Raw genomic sequence first — 21,377 nt, 5'->3', positions numbered from 1 at the left:
GTTATCTTTTCCCTCGGCTTTGCAAAGTTTGCAAATATGTTCGTGTGAATCTTTCGGCTCCGAAGCCAAAAAGTACGCGCGTACTGGGATTTTGCCGACCCACCCTCGCGGGTGCGTCCGGCACGGCGTCGGCTCGACGCCGCGCCGAGGCTGCCCCGATCCGGCGTCAGAGTGAAGTAATTCACACCCGACGGCGCTACCGGCGGGTAGCTCCGGCGGCGTTCAACGCCTTGCCGAACAGTTCGACGAACGCCGCATCCGACATCGGCGCGATCGCCGTCGGTGCGGGAGCGGCGAACTCGGTGGCGGTGCTCGACGACGTGAGCTGCACCGTCACCGGCGCGGCATCGGCGGCGTCGAAGGTGAAACGCCCGGTGGCGTATCCGGCGAGACTCACCGACGTCGACGCGGTACCGTCGGCGATCCGCGTCACCGCGGTGCTGCGCACGACGAACACGTCGACGACGCGCAGCGAGCCGACCCGGCCGACATACCCCGGCGTCGACGATTCGAAGGCGGGGTCGTCGAGCTGGACGTGGTCGGTGGTGATGACCGCTCCTTTCAAGGAGCCGGTGGTGAGGACGGTCGTGGTCCGCGCGCAGTCGCGAGTGCTGGTGCGGATATCGGAGACGACGTCACGCGTCTGCGTCGACGCCACTTCGGTCAGGCCGGCGTTGACGCTGGTCGCGCCGAGTACCGCCGCGTTCGCCGGCGTCAGCGATTTGTTGAACCGCACATCGGCGACGGGTCGGCACTGCGCTGGCGTGACGGTCGCGGCGGCTGCGACGTCGAGTTGGCGGGCGTTGGCGGAGGTGAGGTCGTCGACGGTGAGCGGCGCGGTGGTGAAGCCGTCGGGCAGCGCGACGGGTGAGAGCAGCATGTCGGCGGGGACCGGACGCGTGATGGCGGTGTCGCCGCTGCAACCGGTCGCCGTCGCGACCCCGACGACCAGTCCCCCCAACGCCATCAGCAGGCGATACCGTGTGCTCACGGCCCAACCGTACCGTGCGCACGAGGACGCGCCTCGCATCAGAAGGGAGGTACCGGCGTGAGCAAAACCTACGTCGGATCACGACTGCGCCAATTGCGATCGGAACGCGCGATGTCGCAGGTGTCGCTCGCGCAGACGCTCGGCATCTCACCGTCGTATCTGAATCAGATAGAGCACGACGCCCGACCGCTCACGCCCGCGGTACTGACGAAGATCACCGAGGTCTTCGGCATCGAGGCGAGCTTCTTCGATTCGCAGGACAATGTGCGTCTCGTCGCCGAACTCCGGGAGGCGCTGCTCGACGAGGACGTCGAAGCCGCACCCGCCGCCGCCGATCCGCAGGCGATCGCGCAGTTGGTCGCCACCCATCCGGCGATGGCCGAGGCCATGGTCAACCTGCACCGTCGCTATCGCGTGGTGACCGATCAGCTGGCGGCCGCCACCGACGAGCGCGGCGACCGCAGCATGCGGGGTAGCATCAGCGCGCCGCACGAGGAGGTTCGCGACTACTTCTATCAGCGCCGCAACTACATTCACGATCTCGACATCGCAGGCGAAGAACTGTCCACCCGCATGCGCATGCATTCCGGCGATGTGCGCGCGGCGATCGTCGAACGTCTGCAACGGGTCCATGGCGTCTCGCTGAATCGTCGCATCGACCTCGGCGACTACGTACTACACGAGTTCGACCCGTCGGCCCGGCGCCTCGACATCTCCGCGGCCCTCTCGGCCGGCCAGCGCACCTTCAAGGTCGCCGCCGAGTTGGCGTATCTGGAGTTCGGCGACCTGATGAACGACCTCGTCGACGAGGGCAACTTCACAACGCCCGACGCACGATCGCTCGCGTATCTAGGGCTGGCCAACTACTTCGCCGCCGCCGTGGTGCTGCCGTACCGCCAATTCCACGGTGCCGCAGAGGATTTCCGCTACGACATCGAGCGGTTGTCGGCGTTCTACGCGGTGTCCTACGAGACCATCTGCCACCGCCTCTCAACATTGCAGCGACCCAATCTGCGCGGCATCCCGTGGTCGTTCGTGCGCGTCGACCGCGCCGGGAACATGTCGAAACGTCAGTCCGCCACCGGTTTTCACTTCTCGTCGAGCGGCGGCACCTGCCCGTTGTGGAATGTGTACGAGACCTTCGGCTCGCCCGGCAAGATTCTCACGCAGATCGCCCAGATGCCCGACGGCCGCAACTACTTCTGGGTGGCACGGACCGTCGAACGCCGGGCGACGCGCTACGGCCAGCCCGGCAAGACCTTCGCGATCGGCCTCGGCTGCGAGCTGCGCCACGCGGCCCGCGTCATCTACTCCGACGGTCTGGAGATCGGGCCGCAGGCACGGGTGTCGTTGATCGGTGCCGGTTGCCGCGTGTGCGAACGGACGAGTTGCCCGCAGCGTGCATTCCCCGCGCTGGGCGCCAAGCTCGACATCAACGAACATCGAAGCAGCGTGTCACCGTACTAGACGGTATCCACTCCGCCGGTTGAGCCGGGCCGCTCCGCGGGTTGAGCCGGGCTTTCCCGCCGGTTGAGCCCGGCCACTCCACCGGTTGAGCCGGGCTTTCCCGCCGGTTGAGCCCGGCCACTCCACCGGTTGAGCCGGGCTTTCCCGCCGGTTGAGCCGGGCCGAAGCGCTAGCGAAGGCCCGTGTCGAAACCACGCAACCCGACGCTGCCAACGCACCAAACGCCCAGCGAGAGTTGGTAACTCGTCTCACGATGGTTTCGACACGGGCGCGTCTCGCTGCGCTCGTCGGGCCCGGCTCAACCAGCGGGGAGGTGAGGTGGTTTCGACACGGGCGCGTCTCGCTTCGCTCGTCGGGCCCGGCTCAACCAGCGGGGTGGTGAGGTGGTTTCGACACGGGCGCGTCTCGCTTCGCTCGTCGGGCCCCGCTCAACCAACAGAGGACCACTCCCCCCGTCGACATCAATCGGCACAGGGCTTCACGTACCCCATCAATAGCGCGACCGCGCCGTCGATCAGTCCTGCGAAGTCGCCGTCGGGGTGCGCGAGATATGCCATCGTCAGCCCGTCGGTGAAGGCGACGACCAGCGGCGCCAATTCGGCGCTCGGCTTGGTCCAGGTGAACTGCGCCGACGCCGACGCCGCGTCGAGCACGCGAGTCACCAGGTCGTAGTAGCCCTGATACAGCCTGGTGGCGAGATGTTCGATGCCCGGCGTGCGTTGAGCGTAGAGCGCCAACGAGATCAGTGCGCGTTCCTTGGCGGGATCGGCGGCAAGGGCGGCCAGGTAGACATCGAGTCCCTGCCGGAACAGTTCGTCGAGCGTGACCCCCGGCGACGGCGACGTGACGTCGAGTTCCGCGAGCAGTCCGTCGAAGGAGGCGATCTCGGCGTCGATGCCAGCCTCGACGACCGCGGCGAGCAAGCCGTCGCGTGATCCGAACGAGTAGAACAGCCCCGACTGTCCCACCCCGGCGGCTGCCGCGATCCGGCGGGTGGTCGCGGCCTCGACACCGTCTTCGGCGATGATGCGCAGCGTCGCATCGACCACGGTCTGACGCTTCGCCGCAGGCCCGGAGAGATCTGCAGAAGACACGGTTCACCGTAACCCACACCGCCGACGCGATCACCGAACATCGGCCACCTGATCGACTACGGTGACCCCATGAGCTCCCCACGGATCTCCCCCGGCGGCCTCCGCGAACTCGGTCCCTTCAACTGGGTCTTCGCTCGCGGCGCGGCGCTGGCGACCGGAGTCGACGACGCCCATATCTTTTCGACGCTCGGCCGGGCGAAGGGCCTGTTCCGCGGCTGGCTGCACTATTCGGCGCGGATGATGCCGTTCGGCAAACTATCGCGCAAAGACTCCGAGATGATCATCATCCGCGTCGCTCATCTGCGACAGTGCGACTACGAGATGGACCACCACCGCCGACTCGGCGCACGCGCGGGTATCACCGGCTCGCTCTACGACGACATCATCGCCGGACCCGATGCCGGCTGGGGCGATCGCGAACGCAGTCTGCTGCTGGCGACCGACCAACTCGTCGAGAGCCGCGACATCTCCGACGACGCGTGGGCCGCGTTGGCCCGCCACCTCACCGACGAGCAGTTGATCGCCTTCGTTCTGCTTGTCAATCAATACGATTCACTCGCGACGACACTGGGTACCCTGCGAATCGAACGCGACGTCAAGAAATGACGTCGATCGCCCAGCGCTTGATGCGCAGCAAGACCTTCTCGGTTGTGTACCAAGATCTTTGGCGGCCGACGTTCACGCGCCTGTTCAGTCTGGGCGGCAGCGCGACGGCCGAGTTCGACCGCGCACTGATGAGTTACCTGTCCCGGCCCGGCGAGCGCTCGATCCTCGACGTCGCCTGCGGCCCAGGGAATTACACCGGACAGCTGGCTCGCCGGCTGACCGGTGTGGGGCACTGCGTCGGCATCGACTTCTCCCCGGCGATGCTGAGCACCGCGGTACGAACCAACTCCGGTGACCGGATCAGCTACCTGCGCGCCGACGCGCATGCGATTCCGTTGGCCGACAACACCTTCGACACCGTCACGTGCCTCGCGGCGCTCTACCTGATTCCCGATCCGCTGCCCGTGATCGACGAGTTGGTCCGCGTCTGCAAGCCCGGCGGCGACGTCGTCATCTTCACCTCGGTGCGCACGGATCTGTCGCGCCTGCCGGGAGTCGGAACCATCGCCACGCTCGGCGGTTACCGGATGTTCGAGCCCCATGAGATCACCGGGCGGATGCACGACGCCGGGATACCCGACGTCGAGCAGACCATCATCGGACAGGGGCAGTACGTCATCGGCCGCAAGCCCGCTACTTGACGACGTCGAATATCTGCAGCTGGACTCCGTTGGAGAACGACGCCGACTCGGCCAGTGCCAGTGCGGTTTTCGCGGCGGCGGCGTCGTCGAACAGCCGCTTTCCGGAGCCTAGCAGCACGGGGAAGACCAGCAGGTGGTAGCGGTCGACGAGTCCGGCCGCCAGCAACCCCTGCGCGAGGGTTGCGCTGCCGCGCACGATGATCGATCCGTCCGCATCGGAATCCTTCAGTGCCGCAACCTCATCGAGCGAGCGAAGGACAGAAGTGTTATGCCACTGCGGATCCGACAGTGTCGACGAGACGACGTACTTCGGCATCGCGTTGTAGTCGGCGAACTCGTCCATCGACGGCCATACCGGGGCGAACTCGTCATAGGATTGCCTGCCGAGCAGCATGGCGCCCGCCTCGGTCTGTTCCCGGCCTTTGATCTCGTAGGCCTCGGGAACGAAGTCGATGTCGGTGAAGGTCCAGCCCGCGTGCGGGTGAGCACCGCCGCCGGGTGAGTCGACGACGCCGTCGAGGGAGATGAATTCGCTGACGATGAGCGGACGAGACATGAAAACTCCTGGGTGGGTGAGGTATTCGACGCAGGCTGGACTGCGACGAGGTGGCTAGGCCTTGACCAGATCGTCGATCTGATTGATCGCCCCGCTCGCACCCTCGATGACACCCATGTCGAGCACCTTCTGCAACGCTTCGGCGGTCTCATAGGTGCTCAGGTATACCGCGCGGGTGCCACCGTCGACGGCGGTGAAGGCATAGTCGTTGCGCGACACCGGCATTCCCGGAACAGGGTTGAATTCCTCGTCGGCGAAGCCGTCGTCGAAGGTGAATCCGTCGGGTTCGTCGACGGCGGTGATCTGCCACCAACCGGCGAACTTCTCACCCTCGGGGCTCGTCATGTAGTAGGTGACCCGGCCGCCGGGCCGCAGATCGTGCTCGACGACGGTGGCCGGGTACGTCGGCGGTCCCCAGATGCGTTCGAGCTGGCGCGGGTCGGCGTAGATCTGCCACACCCGTGGTACCGGGGCGGCGAATTCGGCGGTGATGGTCAGGGTCAGGTTGTCGGTGTCGGTCTGCACGTCGATGACAGGCATGGTCTCAATCCTTCTGCGTTGGTTGATCTTTCGATTCTGATAGGTCGGTGGCGAGCAGATCGTCGATCCGGGCGATCCGGCCGCGCCACACGGCTTCGATTTCGTCGAGCATCGACGCCACCGACCGGACCGCCTCCACATCGCCGCGGGCCAGCTGCTCACGGCCGCTGCGCCGTTTGCTGAGCAGACCCGCCTTCTCCAAGACGGCGACGTGTTTCTGCACCGCGGCGAAGCTCATGTCATAGGGCTCCGCGAGTGCACTGACCGAATGCTCTCCCGCCAGGACGCGCCGCAAGATGTCGCGCCTGGTGCGATCGGCGAGGGCGTGGAACATCGCATCCGCTCTGTCCTCGTCGGCCTCGGTCACTCGCCAATCATACAACCGATCGGTTGTATGTTGTCAATCCCCGATTCCACACTCTTTTCTGTAGCCAAGCCTTACCTTTCTGGTAATTTCGATGAGACTCACTACTCTAAATTCGAAGAAGAAGAGGTATCACCATGGACGCTGCCGAGCTGCCCTTCGCTGCCCGCCGCTCTGCCGACATGCCCGGCCATTGGCTGCTTGCCCGCCTCGGCAAGCGCGTCTTGCGCCCCGGCGGCGCGGAACTGTCCACGCGGATGCTCGACGACCTGCCGATCGCCGGCGCCGACGTCCTGGAAATCGCACCGGGCCTCGGCCGCACGGCCACCGACATCCTCGGCAGATCGCCCCGCAGCTATGTCGGCGTCGAATCCGACGACGCCGCGGTGTCGCTGACGAAGTCGGTGATCGGCACGGCCGGTGACGTCGTCGAAGCCGACGCCTCGGCCACCGGACTGCCCGACGCATCGATCGACGTCGCGATCGGCGAGGCGATGCTGACCATGCAATCGGCCCGCGGCAAGACCGCCATCGTCGCCGAGGCCCATCGCGTCCTTCGCGAGGGTGGCCACTATGCGGTGCACGAACTCGCGGTGCATCCCGACACGCTGCCCGCCGACGACAAGGCCGCGCTGCAACGCGCACTCGCCCGATCGATCAAGGTCAACGCCCGCCCCCTGACCGAGACCGAATGGCGAGAACTGTTCACCGCCAACGGCTTCGAGGTGAGCGAGGTCAGGTTCGCGCCGATGGCACTCCTGCAACCCCGGCGAATCATCGCCGACGAGGGCTTGTTCGGCGCGATTCGGTTCGTCGGCAACGTGATTCGCGACGGCGAGTCACGTGCGCGCGTGCTCGACATGCGCTCCACCTTCCGCAAGTACCGCAAGAACCTGGCCGCCATCGAGGTGGTGGTGACCAAACTGAAGACAACAGAATGAGGAGCAGATGACAGCCCACATCAACGAGGCCACCGCAATCGACTGGACCGCGATCACCGGTCTCGCCGACGTCGCCGACGGCCCGCGGGCCGATCGCCCGCTGGTCGACGTGCGGGCGCGGCTCGACGGCGCCACCGTCGTCCGGATCGCGTTCACCGGCGGTCAGACAATGCCCGATCACCAAGCGGCACACCCGATTCTCATCGTCGGGCAACGCGGTAGTGTCGACGTGACCGTCGCCGGGACGACGACGGCGGTGACACCCGGCGTCGCGCTGCATATCGCCGCGCGGGTCCGGCACGAATTGCGGGCTGCCGACCCGGGCGCCGTCACTCTTCTCGTGCTGAACGCGACGCCCTGAACGAAAGAGGGCGACGATGACACTGTCCGATCCCCGTGCCGCCGTGCTGCGGACGCTGCGGAACGCGGACGGGCCGGTCGACGCCGCAACGGTGGCCAAGCAGCTGCAGGTGCACGTGACGACCGCACGATTTCACCTGAACAACCTGATCAAGTCGGGTGAGGCGAGCACGGCACAGTTGCCGTCGACGTCGGTGGGGCGACCCCGACTCGGCTACGTCGCGGCACCGGATGCGCCGACCGACGAGCTCGTCGCACTGTTGCTCGGACAACTCGGCCCGACCGCGCACAGTCGCGAACAGCGGGCCGCCGAAGCCGGCCGGCTGTGGGCCGCGCGCCATCCGGCCCCACCGGCGCCCACTCCGCTGCCCGACCCGGTCACCGTCGTCGTCGACGCGTTGCGGGGGCTCGGGTTTCAGATTCGCTCGACGACCAGCGCCTTCGGCTCGCATGAACTGACCATCTGCTCGTGCCCGCTCAAAGAATTGTCGACCGACCATCCCGAGATCGCGCAGGGCATCGCCCGCGGCGTGATCGAAGAGGCGCTGGCGACGGCATCGGCGGCATTGGGCTCGCAGTACGCCGTCGCCGTTCGCCCCGACGTCGCGGGCGGCAACTGCGAGATCACCGTGGGCCTGTCGCCGCAGGTGCGCTCGGCGTCTCGGCACTAAGGGTTGCCTTTCATAATTTAAATGACTACGGTCCTTTTTATTGCGGGTCGAATCCCGCATGCAACGAAAGGACATCTGATGCCACATCCGCTCCGAACTCCTATCCGCAGCACGGCGGCGGCCCTCTGCGCCCTCCTGATGAGCGTCGGACTGGCGGCCGTGGTCGCCGCGCCCGCACCGGCGAAGACCTTCCCGCCGAATTTCACGGTGACCGCCGAGCACCCGACCCTGGCCGACCTCAACGACATCGTCGAGTTCATCGTCGAGACACCGGCGTCGGATGAGGCCAAAGCCGCGAACGTCGAAGGAGGCATGAGCGCCGTCGTGGTTCCACGCACCGTCTATCAGCTGGGACTGTTTCGCGCGCCGCGCGGATGGAACGACGTCACCGGACCGCTGGTGCAACGCGGAAACTCGGTGACCGCCACGCTCAACAGTGGATCCGCGGGCCGCCCGACGATCCGGATGACCATCGAGTTCAAACGCCTCGGCGGAAACTGGAAGCTCGCGGCGAGCTCGATGTGCCAGGGCGTCAAGGCCGTCGGCCTGAACATCTACTGCAACAGCTGATCGTGATCGACGTCGTCGAGGTGACCAAGGAGTATGGCGACCGCAGCGCGCTGCGTGCGGTGAACCTGGCCTTGCCACGTGCGCAGCTGAGCTACCTGCTCGGCCGCAACGGCGCGGGCAAGTCGACCCTGTTGCGGTGCCTGAGCGGGCTGACCACCCCGTCCACCGGCACCGTGCTGCTCGACGGCAGACCGATCGGCGACCGCGCCGACCGCGCCCGTCTGGTGGGAATTCACTTGGGCGGCAAAAGGTTTCCGCCCGGCCATACCGCCCGGCGGTACCTGCGGTTTCGGGCCGCGGCGGCCGGGGTCGGGCGATCCCGGGTGAATGCCGTACTCGACGACGTCGGCATGACCGATCACGCCGATCGCCCACTCAGCGGATTCTCACTGGGCATGGCACAGCGGATCGGCATCGCGGCCGCACTGCTCCCCGACCCCGCGGCACTGATCTTCGACGAACCGCACAACGGGCTCGACATAGTCGGAATCCATTGGGTCCGTGCGCTTCTCACCGACCTCGCGGCCGGCGGGCGAACCGTCGTCGTCGCGTCGCATCTCCTCGACGAGGTGGCGCGTACCGCTGATCGGGTCATCATGCTCGACGACGGAGCCGTCGTCGCCGACGAGCCGCTGAGCGACTTCGTCGGCGCCGCAACAGATCTCGAAGAGGCGTATCTGATCCGGACCGGCAGGCGGATCGCGTGAGGGCGTCGACGATCCCGACCGCCGTGGTGGCCGAGTCCATTCGGACCGGCGGTCGGCGCGGCGTCGTATGGACGATCGGCGTGCCGGCGGCGGTACTGAGCGGGCTGCTGATCACGATGGCGGTTGCGATCGTGGCCGAACAGTTCGCCGCCATCGGCGCCGCCAGCGCGAATCCGGCATCGATTCAGGTCACCTCGGCCACCACGCCCAACGCGGTCTACTGGATCATCACCTTCACCGTGACCATCGGCGCGATCACCGCGGCGTACGCCCAGGCGTCGGCGATGCGGGAACCCGCGGACGACCTCGAGCGCTTCAGCTATGTCCGGTCGTGGACCGCTCCGATCGCACGGTGGCTCTACTACGGGACGGTCACCGCCGTCGTGTCGTCAGCGCTCGTGGTGTGCACGCTTCTGACGCTGCCGCGGGCCTTTCCGCTCGTTTACGGCGGCGTCGAGCTGATGTCCGACGCCGGGCTCCGCTTCGTCTGGGCGGTGCCGCTGTACGGATTCGGTGCTTGCGGATTCGGTATCGGGCTGGCCGCCGTGATCGCCAACCCGGCGGGGGCGATCGCCCTGCTGCTCGGCTGGATGTACGTCGTCGAGACGGCGATCACCTTGGTGCCCAACGGTTATCAGCTGCAGTCGTATCTGCCGTTCCTCAACGGCGTATACGGCACCGGACAAGAGTTGGCGTTGCAGACCCCGTGGTCGCGCAATAGCGCGCTGGCCTTCTTCGTGGCGGTCTCGGCACTGGTGTTCGCGGTGGGGCTGCTACGGCTGAGTCGGCGTCGACGATGATCGTTGGCTATGACAGCACCCTTGAGCGACAATCCCACTATGTGGCGACGCGTATTCACAACGGTGTGGACATACCTGCGCCGATCCCCGCTCACGTTCATCTGGCTCGCCGTCCTGCTCGCTACGACGTCGGTCCAGCACGCCGTGTCGCCCCAATTCCTCGATGCGATCCTCGTTCACCGGTCGACCAACATCGACCAGCTGACGACGGATCCGCTTCGCGTCATCGTGATGAGCCTCTGGTGGCTCGACGGCGGCGGCGACGCCGCATACTGGTTCCCCTATGCGATCAGCTACGTGATCTTCCACGCTCCCGCCGAGCGTTGGCTCGGCTCATTCCGTTGGCTGGCAATCGGGTTCACCGGGCACGTCATCGCGACCTTCGTCAGCGAAGGCGCACTCGCGCTGGCGATCCGCGACGGGATCGCCAACGGTTCGATGCGCGACACCCAGGACGTCGGCGTCAGCTACTTCCTCGCCACCATCGTCGCCGTCCTGACGTATCACATCGCCAGGCCGTGGCGGTGGGCCTACCTGGCCGGAGTGCTCGTCAGCTATGCGGTCCCGCTGCTCGTCGCCCCCACATTCACTGCGCTGGGCCACTTCTCGTCGGTGTTGATCGGCCTCGCCTGCTATCCGGTGGTACGTGGGAAGACCGACGACCAATGGGACCCGGCGGTTACCGTCCGCCGGCTCATCCGACGATGGAGACACTCCTCACCAGAGGTCTCACCGGTTCGTCGAGCGTGCTAGGTTGACGACGTCAACGATGACAAACGGACGAGCGCACCGTACCCGACCGATGCAAAGACGGTGCAGGAGTGTGTGCAATGGCATGGATCGTTCTCGTCGTTTCCGGTGTGTTGGAAGCCGTTTGGGCCACCGCCCTCGGTAAGTCCGACGGCATCACCCGCCCCATCCCGTCGATCGTCTTCGGTGTCGCCCTGATTCTGTCGATGAGCGGCCTGGCCTACGCCATGCGCACCCTGCCGACCGGAACGTCGTATGCCGTGTGGGTCGGCATCGGCGCCGCCCTCACCGTGACCTATGCGATGGCCACCGGCGGCGAGTCGGCGTCGTGGTTGAAGATCCTGTTCATCGTCGGGATCGTGGGGTGTGTCATCGGCCTGAAGGCGCTGCACTGACCACTCAGATCCCCCGATAGTCGCGCACCGACATCCGGTGTCCCCGACGTTGCGGCCGCGGACCGTACCGCTCGATGAGCCGGATCACCCGACCCCGCTGTCCCGCAAAGGGTTCCAACAACTCCAGCATCCGTGCATCGTCGATGCGCTCGCCGATCAGTGCGTGCCCCACGACGTTGGGGATGTGGAAGTCGCCAACCGGCACGGCGTCGGGGTCGCCGACGGCGCGGGCCCGCACCTCGGCCTCGGTCCACGGTCCGACGCCGCGCAGCACCGTCAGCCGGTCGGCGTGCCGCTCGACGTCGACGCTCGACGCCCCGCGAATCGTGCGCATCCGTACCGGTTCGGCACCGCTGCGATGCCAGTCCCAGTTCGGGATGTCGGCCCACACCGCACGCGGCGGCGGCACCCACAGCCCGTCGACGCCGGGCGCCGGCTCCCCGAATCTGCGCACCAGATACCGCCACGCCCGCCACGCTTCGGCCCCGACGACCTTCTGTTCCAGGATCGACGCCGCCAGCGCCTCCCACACCCGGTCGCTGCGCCCGATCCGAAATCCCCTCGACCGTCGGACCAAGTCGTCGACGATCGGATTTCCCGACGGCACCAGACTCGGATCATCTTGTGCGCCAAGCAGATCCGGTAGTTGATCGAGCATCCAGACGCCACCCGGCCCCCACGCCGTTCCGGTCACCACGCCCGACGACGCCGTGATCCGCAACGTCCCCGGACCGTCCGGTGTGTGACTCGCCCGGGTGATCGCTCCCCCGGCGTCGACCCGGAAAGCCGGGTCACCCCCACCACGACGATGGACGCCGACCGTGGCCCCGATGTCCAGGGGCCACGGCGGCGTCCAGTCGCGAGTTCTCGGCGTCGAACCTGCCAGTGGGGAACTCAGAGGTTGATCATGTGGCCGATGGCGCCGTGGAAGGTCTCCTGCAGCGCCTCGGACATGGTCGGGTGAGTATGGACGTTGCGCGCCAACTCTTTCGCGGTCAGATCCCACTTCTGGGCGAGGGTCAGCTCGGGCAGCATCTCGGAGACGTTGTCGCCGACGAGGTGCCCGCCGATCAGTTCGTCGTTCGCACCGTCGGTGATCAGCTTGACGAAGCCCGCGGTCTCCGCGAGACCCTGCGCCTTGCCGTTGGCGGAGAACGGGAACGTCGAGACCTTGACGTCGTAGCCCTCGGCCTTCGCCTGTTCTTCGGTGAGGCCGAACGACGCCACCTGCGGCTGACAGAAGGTGGCCCGCGGCATCATCCGATAGTCACCGAGCGCCATCGTCTCGGCACCGGAGATCGTCTCGGCCGCGACGACGCCCTGCGCCTCGGCGACGTGCGCGAGCTGCAGCTTCGCGGTCACGTCGCCGATCGCGTAGATGCCGGCCACGTTGGTGCGCATGAAGTCGTCGATGGCGATGGCGCCACGCTCGGTCAGCTCCACACCCGTGTTCTCCAGTCCGAAGCCGGTGACCCGCGGGGCGAAGCCGACCGACATGAGCACCTTGTCGACGCTGATCTCACCGGGCTGGTCCTTGGCGTCGATGTATCTCACGGTGACCGACGATCCGTTGTCGGTCACCGACTGCACCTTGGTCGAGGTGAGAACCTTGACGCCGAGCTTCTTGTACTGCTTGGCGATCTCCTTGGAGACGTCCTTGTCCTCGTTGGGGAGCACACGGTCGAGGAACTCGACGATGGTGACGTCGACGCCGTAGTTGGCGAGCACGTAGCCGAACTCCATGCCGATGGCGCCCGCGCCGACGATGACGATCGACGACGGCAGTTCGCGGGTGAGGATCTGCGTCTCGTAGGTCACGACATTGTCGGACAATTCGACGCCGGGCAGCAGTTTGACGGTCGAGCCGGTGTCGATGATGACGTTGTCGAAGGTGATCTCACGGTCGCCTACCGTGATCGTCTTGGCGTCCTTGAACACCCCGTAGCCGTCGATCTCGGTGATCTTGTTCTTCTTCATCAGGAAGTGGACACCCTTGACGATGCCCTCGGAGACCTTGCGACTGCGGTCGAAGGCGGCTCCGAAGTCGAAGCTCACGCTCCCCGACATACCGAAGGTCGACGCCTGATGATTGAAGATGTGCGCCAGTTCGGCGTTGCGCAGCAACGCTTTCGACGGAATACAGCCGACGTTGAGGCACACACCTCCCCAGTACTTCTCTTCGATGACTGCGGTTTTCTGACCCAACTGGGCCGCCCGGATCGCGGCTACGTACCCACCTGGACCTGCACCGAGGACAACTGTTTCGAAGTGTTCTGACACGATGGTCAGACTAGTCTTCGCGCGCGGGCGTCGCAGCAGGTCCCGGGGTACCCGTCGGTAGCATCTCGTGCGGACGGGCCCCGAACCCCGATTCAATCGACGCTTCAATCGCTGTTGGGCATGTGGTTTGATGATCCCCATGACCTCCACCGCCGTGAGCACGCGTGATCGCCTGTTGCAATGCGCCGAGGAGTTGCTCGCCGACGCCCCGTACGACGCGGTGTCGGTGCGATCGATCTGCGGCGCGGCACACGCGAACGTCGCAGCGGTGCACTACCACTTCGGCACGAAGGAAGACCTCGTCGTCGCACTGCTCAACGAGCGCCTCGCGCCCTACTGGGCACAACCCCTCGAAGCACTCGGAGCCGATCCGTCGGTGACCGAAGTCGTCGACGCCATCCTCGCCCCCTTCCTCGAGCTCAACGCGCAACCGAACGGTCGCCTGTATCTGCGCCTGCTGGCGCGCGTCGTCGACGATGCCGATCAGTCCAGTTGGCACGGCCGGTGGTTCACCCTCGACACCTGGAGCGCGCTGCTCACCCACGTCGACGCGGCACTCGCCCGGCGTCGCTGGGCGCTCGCCTTCGACCTGCTGATGCGCAGTTTCAGCCGCACCGACGCCCCATTGTCCGACGACGCGGTGGCGGCACTTCGCGGATTCGTCATCGCGGGTCTGTCGGCGCCGTAACCGCAACGCGCTGCCCCATTCGAACGGGTGAGGTTCCCGATCCGGTGGCACTCGGCGCAGTATTGTCGACCGAGTGACCACCACCGCAGACGACCCCTACCTCTGGCTCGAAGACGTCACCGGCGACGACGCGCTGGCCTGGGTCCGCGCGCACAACGACCCCACCGTCGCCGCGCTGACCGGATCGCAACGCTTCGCCGACATGCAGTCTCAGACGCTGGAGATCCTCGATTCCGACGACCGCATCCCGTACGTCTCGCGGCGCGGCGCCTATCTGTACAACTTCTGGCGCGACGCGGCGAATCCGAAGGGCCTGTGGCGCCGAACGACGTTGGAGTCCTACCGCACCGACGCACCGGAGTGGGACGTCATCATCGACGTCGACGAACTTTCTCGCGCGGAAGAGGAGAACTGGGTGTGGGGCGGCGGCACCGTGCTGCGCTCGACGCTGTTGCCCGGCGACGACCCGGACGGCCAATACCGGCATGCGCTGGTCTCGCTGTCACGCGGGGGTGCCGATGCGACGGTCATCCGCGAGTTCGACCTCGTCACCCGCAGCTGGGTGGACCCCGCCGACGGCGGCTTCTACCTGCCGGAGAACAAGTCACGTATCGGGTGGATCGACGTCGACTCCGTCTACGTCGGCACCGACTTCGGCGAACAACCCGACGGCACCGGCTCGATGACCGACTCCGGGTATCCGCGGATCATGAAGAAGTGGGTCCGCGGCACGTCGCTGGACGACGCACCGATCGTTTTCAGCGGTACCACCAACGATGTCTCGGTGGGCGCCAGCTTCGACGACACGCCCGGTTACGAACGCCATTTCGCTTCGCGCTCAACAGATTTCTACAACTCAGAAATGTACGAGATCCGCGGCGACGAGCTGATCCTGGTCGACGTGCCCACCGATGCCGTCGCGGGGATTCGCAACAACTGGCTGTTCGTGCTGCCCCGCTCGCAGTGGCAGCTCGACGACGCCACCTACGCGCCGGGCACACTGATCGTCTTCGACTACGGCGCCTATCTGGCGGGCGATCGCAGCGCAACCGTGCTGTTCACGCCCGACGACCACACGAGCCTGGCCGCTTTCGTCTGCACGCGTTCCCACCTGATCATGACCACCCTGCACGACGTGCGGACGCAGCTGGACGTGCGCACCCTCGGCGACTGGGCTCCGGTGGAATTGGCCGGCATTCCGCCGTTCGCCACCGTCACCGTCTACGACGTCGACCCCGATGTCAGCGACGAAATCTTCTTGAACGCAAGCACTTTCACGCTTCCGCCGACATTCCTGCACGGCGACACCTCGGCGGGGTCGGTCGCGGCGATCAAACAGGCTCCCGCCCAGTACGACGCCACCGACGTCGTCGTCGAGCAGCGGTTCGCGACGTCGGACGACGGCACCCAGATTCCGTATTTCCTCGTCCGCCGCTCCGACGTCGGGCCCGGTCCGACCCTGCTCTACGGCTACGGCGGGTTCCAGAACGCGCTTGTGCCGGGGTATTCGGCGGTGTCGGGGCGCAACTGGGTGCAGCTCGGCGGGACCTACGTCATCGCCAACATCCGCGGCGGTGGAGAATACGGGCCGAGCTGGCACACCCAGGCGGTGAAAGCGGGACGCCACAAGGTGTACGAGGACTTCGCCGCGGTCGCGCGGGCACTCGTCGCCGACGGCATCACCACGGTGGAACAACTCGGCGCGCAGGGCGGCTCGAACGGCGGGCTGCTGATGGGCGTCATGCTGACCCGCTACCCCGAACTGTTCGGGGCGCTCGTCTGCCAGGTGCCGCTGATCGACATGCGCCGCTATCACAAGTTGCTCGCCGGAGCGTCGTGGATGGCCGAGTACGGCGACCCCGACAACCCGGAGGAATGGGAGTTCATCCGCCCCTTCTCGCCGTATCAGAACATCGTCGCCGACGTCGACTACCCCGCGATTCTGGTCACGACGTCGACCCGCGATGACCGCGTGCACCCCGGACACGCCCGCAAACTCGTTGCGCGACTTGAAGAAATGGGCAACCACCCGCTCTACTACGAGAACATCGAAGGCGGCCACGGCGGCGCGGCCGACAACAAACAGGCCGCCTTCATGACGTCGCTGGCGTACGAATTCCTATGGGAGCAGCTGGCGAAGTAGCGGCGACACTCACCCCAGCTGCATGGGGAAGAAGACGGTGTAGACCAGCGTCAGCAGCATGTTGACGATGATGATCGCGACGGTCGACACGACGACCGTCGCGTTCACTCCGTCGGCGACGCCGCGCGGTCCGCCCCGCGCTTCCAGACCGCGCTGGCATCCGATGACCGAGATCATGAAGCCGAAGATCATGGCCTTCACCAGCGCGAAGAGCAGGTCGCGCACCGACGCGAATGCACCGAACGACTGCCAGTAGCTGCCCGGACCGACGCCCTGCAGGGTGATCGACAGATAGAACGCCGAGATCACGCCGACCAACACGATGAACAGTGCCAGCAGCGGCGCCACGACCACCGAGGCGATGATGCGCGGCACCACGAGCCGCTGGATCGGGTCGATGCCCATGACGCGCATGGCGTCGATCTCCTCGCGCACGGTGCGCGCTCCCAGATCCGCCGCGATCGCCGACGCCCCGGCACCACCGAGCAACATTCCCGAGGCCAGCGGCGCGGCCTGCTGGATCACCGCGAAACCCGACCCGGCACCGAGAAGTGACTGTGCCCCGAGCTGATTGATGACGTTGCCGATCTGGACGGTCACGATGACCCCGAACGGGATGGCCATCAGGAAAGCCGGAACCGCCGTGACGCTCACCATGTACCAAGCCTGAAAGACCGCTTCCTTCATCTTCACCCGCCACCGGAAGATGTCGATCAGCAGCGTGGCGACGGCGGTTGCGGCGAGGTGGAAGGTGCGGCCCAGCGTCTGCACTGGACCCAGTGCGTTGGACCGGAGGTTCTTCTTCAGAACCGACCCGACCGACGGTCCCGCCGAAACCGCTGCGGCGGTCATGTCAGCCACCCGCCGGTGTCGACGCGGGCGCCGGCGACGGTGCGACAGAACTCGGCGTCGGCGTGGTGGTCGTGCCGCCGATCGCCTGCGGAATCGCCGACGTCGGATCGCCGACCGACGTGATCATCCAGTCCTTCGAGCGGTCCAGGGTCAGCGTGTAGGTGGCGGTGGTATTGCTGCCGTTGGGTGTCTGCACCGACTTGGTGTTCACGTCGACGACGGCCTGCACCCGGAAGATGTCGCCGGAGGTGCTGACCGTCTTCGCCACGATCAGGTCGGCGGTCGTCTGCATGCGCAGCGGGGTGAGAACCTGGTCCATCGTCTGGCCGATGAGGTCGTACTGTTTCTGCAGGTCGGGGCTGACGCCCTTCTTCATGTTGGCGATCCATGGTGTGAGGTCGCGGTAGTCGAGGGTGGCGGCGTTTACCGCGTACTTTCCGGCGACGTTCTCGGCCGCGGCGCGATCGGCGACGTCGGCGCGCAGGTCGTTGAGGTCCTTGCGCGCGGAGATGTCGCGGACGAGGAAGACACCGAGCGCCACGACCAGGGCGATCAGCACCACCGAGGCGACGATCGAACGGACCGACAGGGTGACCTGCCGAGGCGCTTTGACCGGGGTGCTCGCCGCGGGGCGTCGAACGGGATTCTTCGCGGCCGTCTTGCGCACCGGCGAGGCGCCCTTCGCCGGCGCCGCTTTCGTCGTCGCATCGTCGCTCGACGCCGGCTCCTCCGACACCGGCTCCCCTGACACCGCGTCGGTGGTCGTCTCGTCGGTCATCACGTCGGTCTCTCCTTGATTCGCAGCGGGTGTCGTCTCGTCTGTCGTCGTCATTTCGGCGGCACCGTCACGACCAGTCGAGCGGCTCCGTCGGTCCCGAACATCTGTAGCGCATTGGACAACAGTTGGCTCACATTCACTTGCGGCAGAGTCTGATTCAGTGCGGTAGCGATCGGCATCAGGGGCCCGACGGCGTCCATCGTCGGCGGAATGATCTTCGCGAGGTACTCGTGCAATCGCGCCAGGAAGGGGTCGATGATCGGCAGGTTCTTGGCGAAGTCCGAGCCGTCGACGACCCGCTCCAGAACGGGCAACACATTGCCGACGCTGGTCATGGTGCGTCCCAGACCGGTGCCGAGTTGCGGCGCGGCAGCGATCAGCCAGCCGAGATCGCCGGTGTAGCGCTGCGTGTTGGCGAACATCGTGCGCAGTTGAGTGGATCGCGACAGCAGCACCCCGGCGATCAGTCGGCTTCCGTCGCTGATCTGTCCGAGCGCCTGATCGGTGCCGTCGAGCGCCTGCCACACGGTCCTCAACAACGACGCCATCGGGTCGGCCGCCAGCGCCGACGACAGATTGTTGATCAGATCGAATATCCCGGGAATCGACTCGGGCTGCACCAATTGCTGCGCCGCGATGCGTTCACCGTCGACGAGATAGGGGCCGTTGCCGGAACCGGACACGAAGTTGATGTATGGCTCGCCGAGTGCCGACTGCATGCTGATCTCGACGCTGGCATCGCGCGAGATCTGCTGTTCCTTCGGATATCGCAGGGTGACATCGGCACCGGTCGGTGTGACATTCACGGTCGAGACTTCACCGACTCGAACCCCGTCGACGAATACCCCGGTTCCGCCGAGCACCAGATCGGTATTCGTCAGATGCATCGAGACGGTGGAGTACTCGGTCAGCGGATTCCAGCGATATACCCCGACGGCCAGATACAGCCCGCAGGTCGCGATCACCACCGCGAACGTCACGACGTTGATCCCCAATTCCTTGTTGACCGACATCATCAGGGCACCATCCCCAGGATCCTAAAAGCCTTGACCATCTGCGCCGAGAGGTCGGCATTGCTCGTCCCGCTGGCGATCGCGAGCGTACGGATATTGAGATTGGGCACGCCCTTGAGGAACGGAATGATCTTGTCGTTCAGAAGGTTGTACATCGCCGTCGCATTCGCTGCCTGACCGTGGTAATTCGGCCAGCCCGGAATGAGCAGGGGTTTGATCACCGTCTCCACCACTCCCGTCAATCCGTTGAGCAGCGGTATCGCAGGGTGCAGCGGCGTGATTCCGTGGTCGACCCGCGCGAACAGTTTCGCGATCCACAGAATCAGCAGGTCGCCGTTGATCTGGGTCGCGCCCTGCGGACTCAGCAGGAATTTCAGCGTCTGCTGTTCCGTGGCCAATTCGCCGGTGAGCCCGGTGACCGAATCGAGCATCGTGGTCAGCGCCGCCGTATTGTCGGCGAAGGCGTTGAGTGTGCCGACCATCGTCGACATCACCCGGGTCACCTCGGTGGGCTGCGCCGGGAACTGGGCGTTCACCTTGTCGAAGGTGTTGCCCAATTGGGGCAGACTGCCGCTGCCCAGGAAGTTGGACAGGCTGACCATCAGATCTTCGATCTGGACCGGCGCCTTGACGTGGTCCTTCGTCAGCTTCTGCCCCGCGGCGAGCCGTTTGGAGAAGGCGTCGGACGGATTGGTGATCGCCACGTAGGTGTCACCGAGCAGCGTGTCCTGGCGCAGCTCCACCTGTGCGTCGGAGCCGACGACGAATCCGTCGTCGATCGACAGGGTCACGATCGGAGCGGTCGGGCCGGATCGGATCGACTTCACCAGGCCCGCCCGGATCCCGTTGATGGTCACCTTCGACGCGGTGGGCAGGTTGCTGACGGTGCCGAACTCGACGTCCAGCGGCCAGCCGTTGCTCACCGACTGCGGAGTGGGAAGTCGTTCGGGACTGAACGAGCTGCTGCACGCCGAAACGCCGACCACCGTCGACGCCGCCACCGCGGCGGCAACCCAGCGTCGTATCAGATTGCGCGACAACACGATACGAGAATTCATCGGGCCGCTCCACTCAGAATCAAGGCCATCCGGATGGCGTCGACCTCCATGCCGTCGGGACCGGACACGTGGCATTGGCCGGGGAAGATCCGATTGATGTTCTGGCAGGTCGCCACCGGATTCTTGGCCGGAATGCGGGTCTTCGGCGGGTTGTAGCGGATCCGCACGCCGAGCGTTCGCTGGTCGAAGGAGACGTTGAACGCCCGGATGAGCACCGGCACGATGCCCAGCAGGTCGCCGAAGTTACGCATGCCGGCGCCGATCAGCCGCGCGATCGGAACCACGACGTCGAGCGCGGGCCACACGAACTGGGAGTAGCGCTGCGCGAGACTCGCGATCACCTGGATGATGATCGGCACCGAGGTGCCGAGTCCGTGGACGCCGTCGAAGAGCGCCGGAATCGTCGTGCCGAGCACCGGGTTGACCACCGAGACTAGCTGCTGGGCCAGACCCCAGTTATCCGCCAGGCCGGTCGACATGGCGCTGACGTTGTCGATCACCGTCACCATGTCGGCGAGTCCGCCGGTGATCGGCGTATTCGGCGCCACCGCGAGCTGCTTGATGATCGTGTTCAGAATCGGCCCGGTACCGGCCAGCCCGCCGCTGATGTTGCGGACGCTGGACATCACCGCGGCGAGCTCTTGCGGTCCGCCGTCGCTGGTCAGCTGCTTGCCGACCTTGGCGATGCTCTCCAGCGACTTGCTGATCGACACCGGCGTGCTCGTCGACGACAAGCCGATGCACTGGCCGGGTGTCAGCCGTGCGCCGCCGGTGTAGTCGCCCAACAGCGCCAGTTGGCGTACCGCGATGATCGACGGCGACACCGATGCCGCCTTGACGTCGGCGGGCAGCGTCTGATCACCGTCGACGGTGAAGGTCACCTTCGCCGACGACGGCCCGGCGTCGATGCCGGTGATCTCACCGACCGCCACTCCCCGCCTCGTCACCGTATTGCCGGTGAAGATACCCACGGCGTCGTGCATTTCGGCGCAATAGGTAGTCGACTTGGTGGTCGCCTTGCCGACGGCGAAATAGCCGACGCCGAGCAGGGCGATGATCACTATCGATCCGACCGACACCAGCCACGGGGAGCCCGCTATCTTGCGCAACAT

The 21,377-nt window shown here is 66.0% G+C and carries 25 protein-coding genes and 1 riboswitch; of the genes, 13 read left to right on the top strand and 12 right to left on the bottom strand.

Annotated elements, in window-relative coordinates:
* Positions 1 to 196: 196 nt before the first annotated feature.
* On the bottom strand, positions 197 to 991 hold the full coding sequence (locus HH308_RS05960; protein WP_170193270.1) for a hypothetical protein: 795 nt from the start codon (positions 989 to 991) through the stop codon (positions 197 to 199).
* Positions 992 to 1,048: 57 nt separating this feature from the next.
* Between HH308_RS05960 and ramB the strand changes: the two genes are divergently transcribed.
* On the top strand, positions 1,049 to 2,458 hold the full coding sequence (gene ramB / locus HH308_RS05955; protein ID WP_170193269.1) for an acetate metabolism transcriptional regulator RamB: 1,410 nt from the start codon (positions 1,049 to 1,051) through the stop codon (positions 2,456 to 2,458).
* Between the two features lie 461 nt (positions 2,459 to 2,919).
* Here the strand turns inward: ramB and HH308_RS05950 are convergent, their stop codons facing one another.
* Positions 2,920 to 3,552: a TetR/AcrR family transcriptional regulator gene (locus tag HH308_RS05950; RefSeq protein ID WP_312870410.1), complete on the bottom strand. Its 633-nt coding sequence runs from the start codon at positions 3,550 to 3,552 to the stop codon at positions 2,920 to 2,922.
* 69 nt (positions 3,553 to 3,621) lie between these two features.
* On the opposite strand from HH308_RS05950, the gene HH308_RS05945 reads away from it, so the two are divergent.
* On the top strand, positions 3,622 to 4,158 hold the full coding sequence (locus HH308_RS05945; RefSeq protein ID WP_170193268.1) for a carboxymuconolactone decarboxylase family protein: 537 nt from the start codon (positions 3,622 to 3,624) through the stop codon (positions 4,156 to 4,158).
* Positions 4,155 to 4,799, top strand: a complete 645-nt coding sequence (locus HH308_RS05940) for a class I SAM-dependent methyltransferase (protein WP_170193267.1) — start codon at positions 4,155 to 4,157, stop codon at positions 4,797 to 4,799. The genes HH308_RS05945 and HH308_RS05940 overlap by 4 nt, the downstream gene beginning before the upstream one ends.
* Here the strand turns inward: HH308_RS05940 and HH308_RS05935 are convergent.
* From HH308_RS05935 to HH308_RS05925, 3 genes are read right to left on the bottom strand one after another with little or no spacing between them, the layout of a single operon-like run.
* On the bottom strand, positions 4,792 to 5,355 hold the full coding sequence (locus HH308_RS05935) for a dihydrofolate reductase family protein (protein ID WP_170193266.1): 564 nt from the start codon (positions 5,353 to 5,355) through the stop codon (positions 4,792 to 4,794). The genes HH308_RS05940 and HH308_RS05935 overlap by 8 nt on opposite strands.
* Positions 5,356 to 5,409: 54 nt before the next feature.
* A complete protein-coding gene (locus HH308_RS05930) occupies positions 5,410 to 5,895 on the bottom strand; it encodes an SRPBCC family protein (protein WP_170193265.1) in 486 nt (161 codons plus the stop codon).
* 4 nt (positions 5,896 to 5,899) lie between these two features.
* The gene (locus HH308_RS05925) at positions 5,900 to 6,262 is read right to left on the bottom strand and encodes an ArsR/SmtB family transcription factor (RefSeq protein ID WP_170193264.1); all 363 of its coding nucleotides are present in this window, start codon (positions 6,260 to 6,262) and stop codon (positions 5,900 to 5,902) included.
* 134 nt (positions 6,263 to 6,396) lie between these two features.
* Between HH308_RS05925 and HH308_RS05920 the strand changes: the two genes are divergently transcribed.
* The 8 genes from HH308_RS05920 (at position 6,397) to HH308_RS05885 (ending at position 11,453) form a co-directional block, all read left to right on the top strand.
* Positions 6,397 to 7,200 (top strand): class I SAM-dependent methyltransferase, encoded by an 804-nt coding sequence (locus HH308_RS05920; protein ID WP_170193263.1) that lies wholly within the window; start codon positions 6,397 to 6,399, stop codon positions 7,198 to 7,200.
* A gap of 7 nt (positions 7,201 to 7,207) precedes the next feature.
* Positions 7,208 to 7,561 carry a cupin domain-containing protein gene (locus HH308_RS05915; RefSeq protein WP_170193262.1) on the top strand — a complete coding sequence of 118 codons (354 nt, stop codon included), beginning with the start codon at positions 7,208 to 7,210 and terminating at the stop codon, positions 7,559 to 7,561.
* A 16-nt stretch (positions 7,562 to 7,577) separates the two neighbouring features.
* On the top strand, positions 7,578 to 8,231 hold the full coding sequence (locus HH308_RS05910) for a helix-turn-helix domain-containing protein (protein ID WP_170193261.1): 654 nt from the start codon (positions 7,578 to 7,580) through the stop codon (positions 8,229 to 8,231).
* A gap of 78 nt (positions 8,232 to 8,309) precedes the next feature.
* Positions 8,310 to 8,801, top strand: coding sequence for an MTB12 C-terminal domain-containing protein (locus HH308_RS05905; RefSeq protein WP_170193260.1), 492 nt, complete (start codon positions 8,310 to 8,312; stop codon positions 8,799 to 8,801).
* A complete protein-coding gene (locus tag HH308_RS05900) occupies positions 8,753 to 9,508 on the top strand; it encodes an ABC transporter ATP-binding protein (RefSeq protein ID WP_312870409.1) in 756 nt (251 codons plus the stop codon). The genes HH308_RS05905 and HH308_RS05900 overlap by 49 nt, the downstream gene beginning before the upstream one ends.
* Positions 9,505 to 10,308 (top strand): ABC transporter permease, encoded by an 804-nt coding sequence (locus HH308_RS05895; RefSeq protein WP_170193259.1) that lies wholly within the window; start codon positions 9,505 to 9,507, stop codon positions 10,306 to 10,308. The genes HH308_RS05900 and HH308_RS05895 overlap by 4 nt, the downstream gene beginning before the upstream one ends.
* Before the next feature lie 39 nt (positions 10,309 to 10,347).
* Positions 10,348 to 11,061, top strand: a complete 714-nt coding sequence (locus tag HH308_RS05890; RefSeq protein ID WP_170193258.1) for a rhomboid-like protein — start codon at positions 10,348 to 10,350, stop codon at positions 11,059 to 11,061.
* A gap of 4 nt (positions 11,062 to 11,065) precedes the next feature.
* Positions 11,066 to 11,128, top strand: a riboswitch (guanidine-III (ykkC-III) riboswitch).
* A 10-nt stretch (positions 11,129 to 11,138) separates the two neighbouring features.
* Complete coding sequence (locus HH308_RS05885) at positions 11,139 to 11,453, top strand: DMT family transporter (RefSeq protein ID WP_170193257.1); 315 nt, start codon at positions 11,139 to 11,141, stop codon at positions 11,451 to 11,453.
* 4 nt (positions 11,454 to 11,457) lie between these two features.
* On the opposite strand, the gene HH308_RS05880 is transcribed toward HH308_RS05885, so the two are convergent.
* Entirely contained in the window at positions 11,458 to 12,339 is an 882-nt protein-coding gene (locus HH308_RS05880; RefSeq protein WP_170193473.1) for a DNA-3-methyladenine glycosylase family protein, read from the bottom strand.
* An 8-nt stretch (positions 12,340 to 12,347) separates the two neighbouring features.
* On the bottom strand, positions 12,348 to 13,733 hold the full coding sequence (gene lpdA, locus HH308_RS05875; RefSeq protein WP_170193256.1) for a dihydrolipoyl dehydrogenase: 1,386 nt from the start codon (positions 13,731 to 13,733) through the stop codon (positions 12,348 to 12,350).
* A gap of 139 nt (positions 13,734 to 13,872) precedes the next feature.
* Between lpdA and HH308_RS05870 the strand changes: the two genes are divergently transcribed.
* Positions 13,873 to 14,421, top strand: a complete 549-nt coding sequence (locus tag HH308_RS05870; RefSeq protein ID WP_211188216.1) for a TetR/AcrR family transcriptional regulator — start codon at positions 13,873 to 13,875, stop codon at positions 14,419 to 14,421.
* 73 nt (positions 14,422 to 14,494) lie between these two features.
* On the top strand, positions 14,495 to 16,564 hold the full coding sequence (locus HH308_RS05865) for a prolyl oligopeptidase family serine peptidase (RefSeq protein ID WP_170193254.1): 2,070 nt from the start codon (positions 14,495 to 14,497) through the stop codon (positions 16,562 to 16,564).
* A 9-nt stretch (positions 16,565 to 16,573) separates the two neighbouring features.
* Here the strand turns inward: HH308_RS05865 and HH308_RS05860 are convergent, their stop codons facing one another.
* The 5 genes from HH308_RS05860 to HH308_RS05840 are packed head-to-tail and all read right to left on the bottom strand — an operon-like array spanning position 16,574 to position 21,377.
* Positions 16,574 to 17,416, bottom strand: coding sequence for an MlaE family ABC transporter permease (locus HH308_RS05860; protein WP_170193253.1), 843 nt, complete (start codon positions 17,414 to 17,416; stop codon positions 16,574 to 16,576).
* A 1-nt stretch (position 17,417) separates the two neighbouring features.
* Positions 17,418 to 18,248, bottom strand: coding sequence for a hypothetical protein (locus HH308_RS05855; RefSeq protein WP_211188215.1), 831 nt, complete (start codon positions 18,246 to 18,248; stop codon positions 17,418 to 17,420).
* Complete coding sequence (locus HH308_RS05850; protein WP_170193252.1) at positions 18,245 to 19,210, bottom strand: MlaD family protein; 966 nt, start codon at positions 19,208 to 19,210, stop codon at positions 18,245 to 18,247. The genes HH308_RS05855 and HH308_RS05850 overlap by 4 nt, the downstream gene beginning before the upstream one ends.
* Positions 19,210 to 20,265, bottom strand: coding sequence for an MlaD family protein (locus HH308_RS05845; protein ID WP_170193251.1), 1,056 nt, complete (start codon positions 20,263 to 20,265; stop codon positions 19,210 to 19,212). The genes HH308_RS05850 and HH308_RS05845 overlap by 1 nt, the downstream gene beginning before the upstream one ends.
* The gene (locus HH308_RS05840; protein ID WP_170193250.1) at positions 20,262 to 21,377 is read right to left on the bottom strand and encodes an MlaD family protein; all 1,116 of its coding nucleotides are present in this window, start codon (positions 21,375 to 21,377) and stop codon (positions 20,262 to 20,264) included. Before HH308_RS05840 ends, HH308_RS05845 begins: the two co-directional genes overlap by 4 nt.

The organism is Gordonia asplenii (assembly GCF_012933505.1).
In the GTDB taxonomy this organism is placed as follows: domain Bacteria; phylum Actinomycetota; class Actinomycetes; order Mycobacteriales; family Mycobacteriaceae; genus Gordonia; species Gordonia asplenii.
This window is presented reverse-complemented; position numbering and strand designations above follow the sequence as displayed.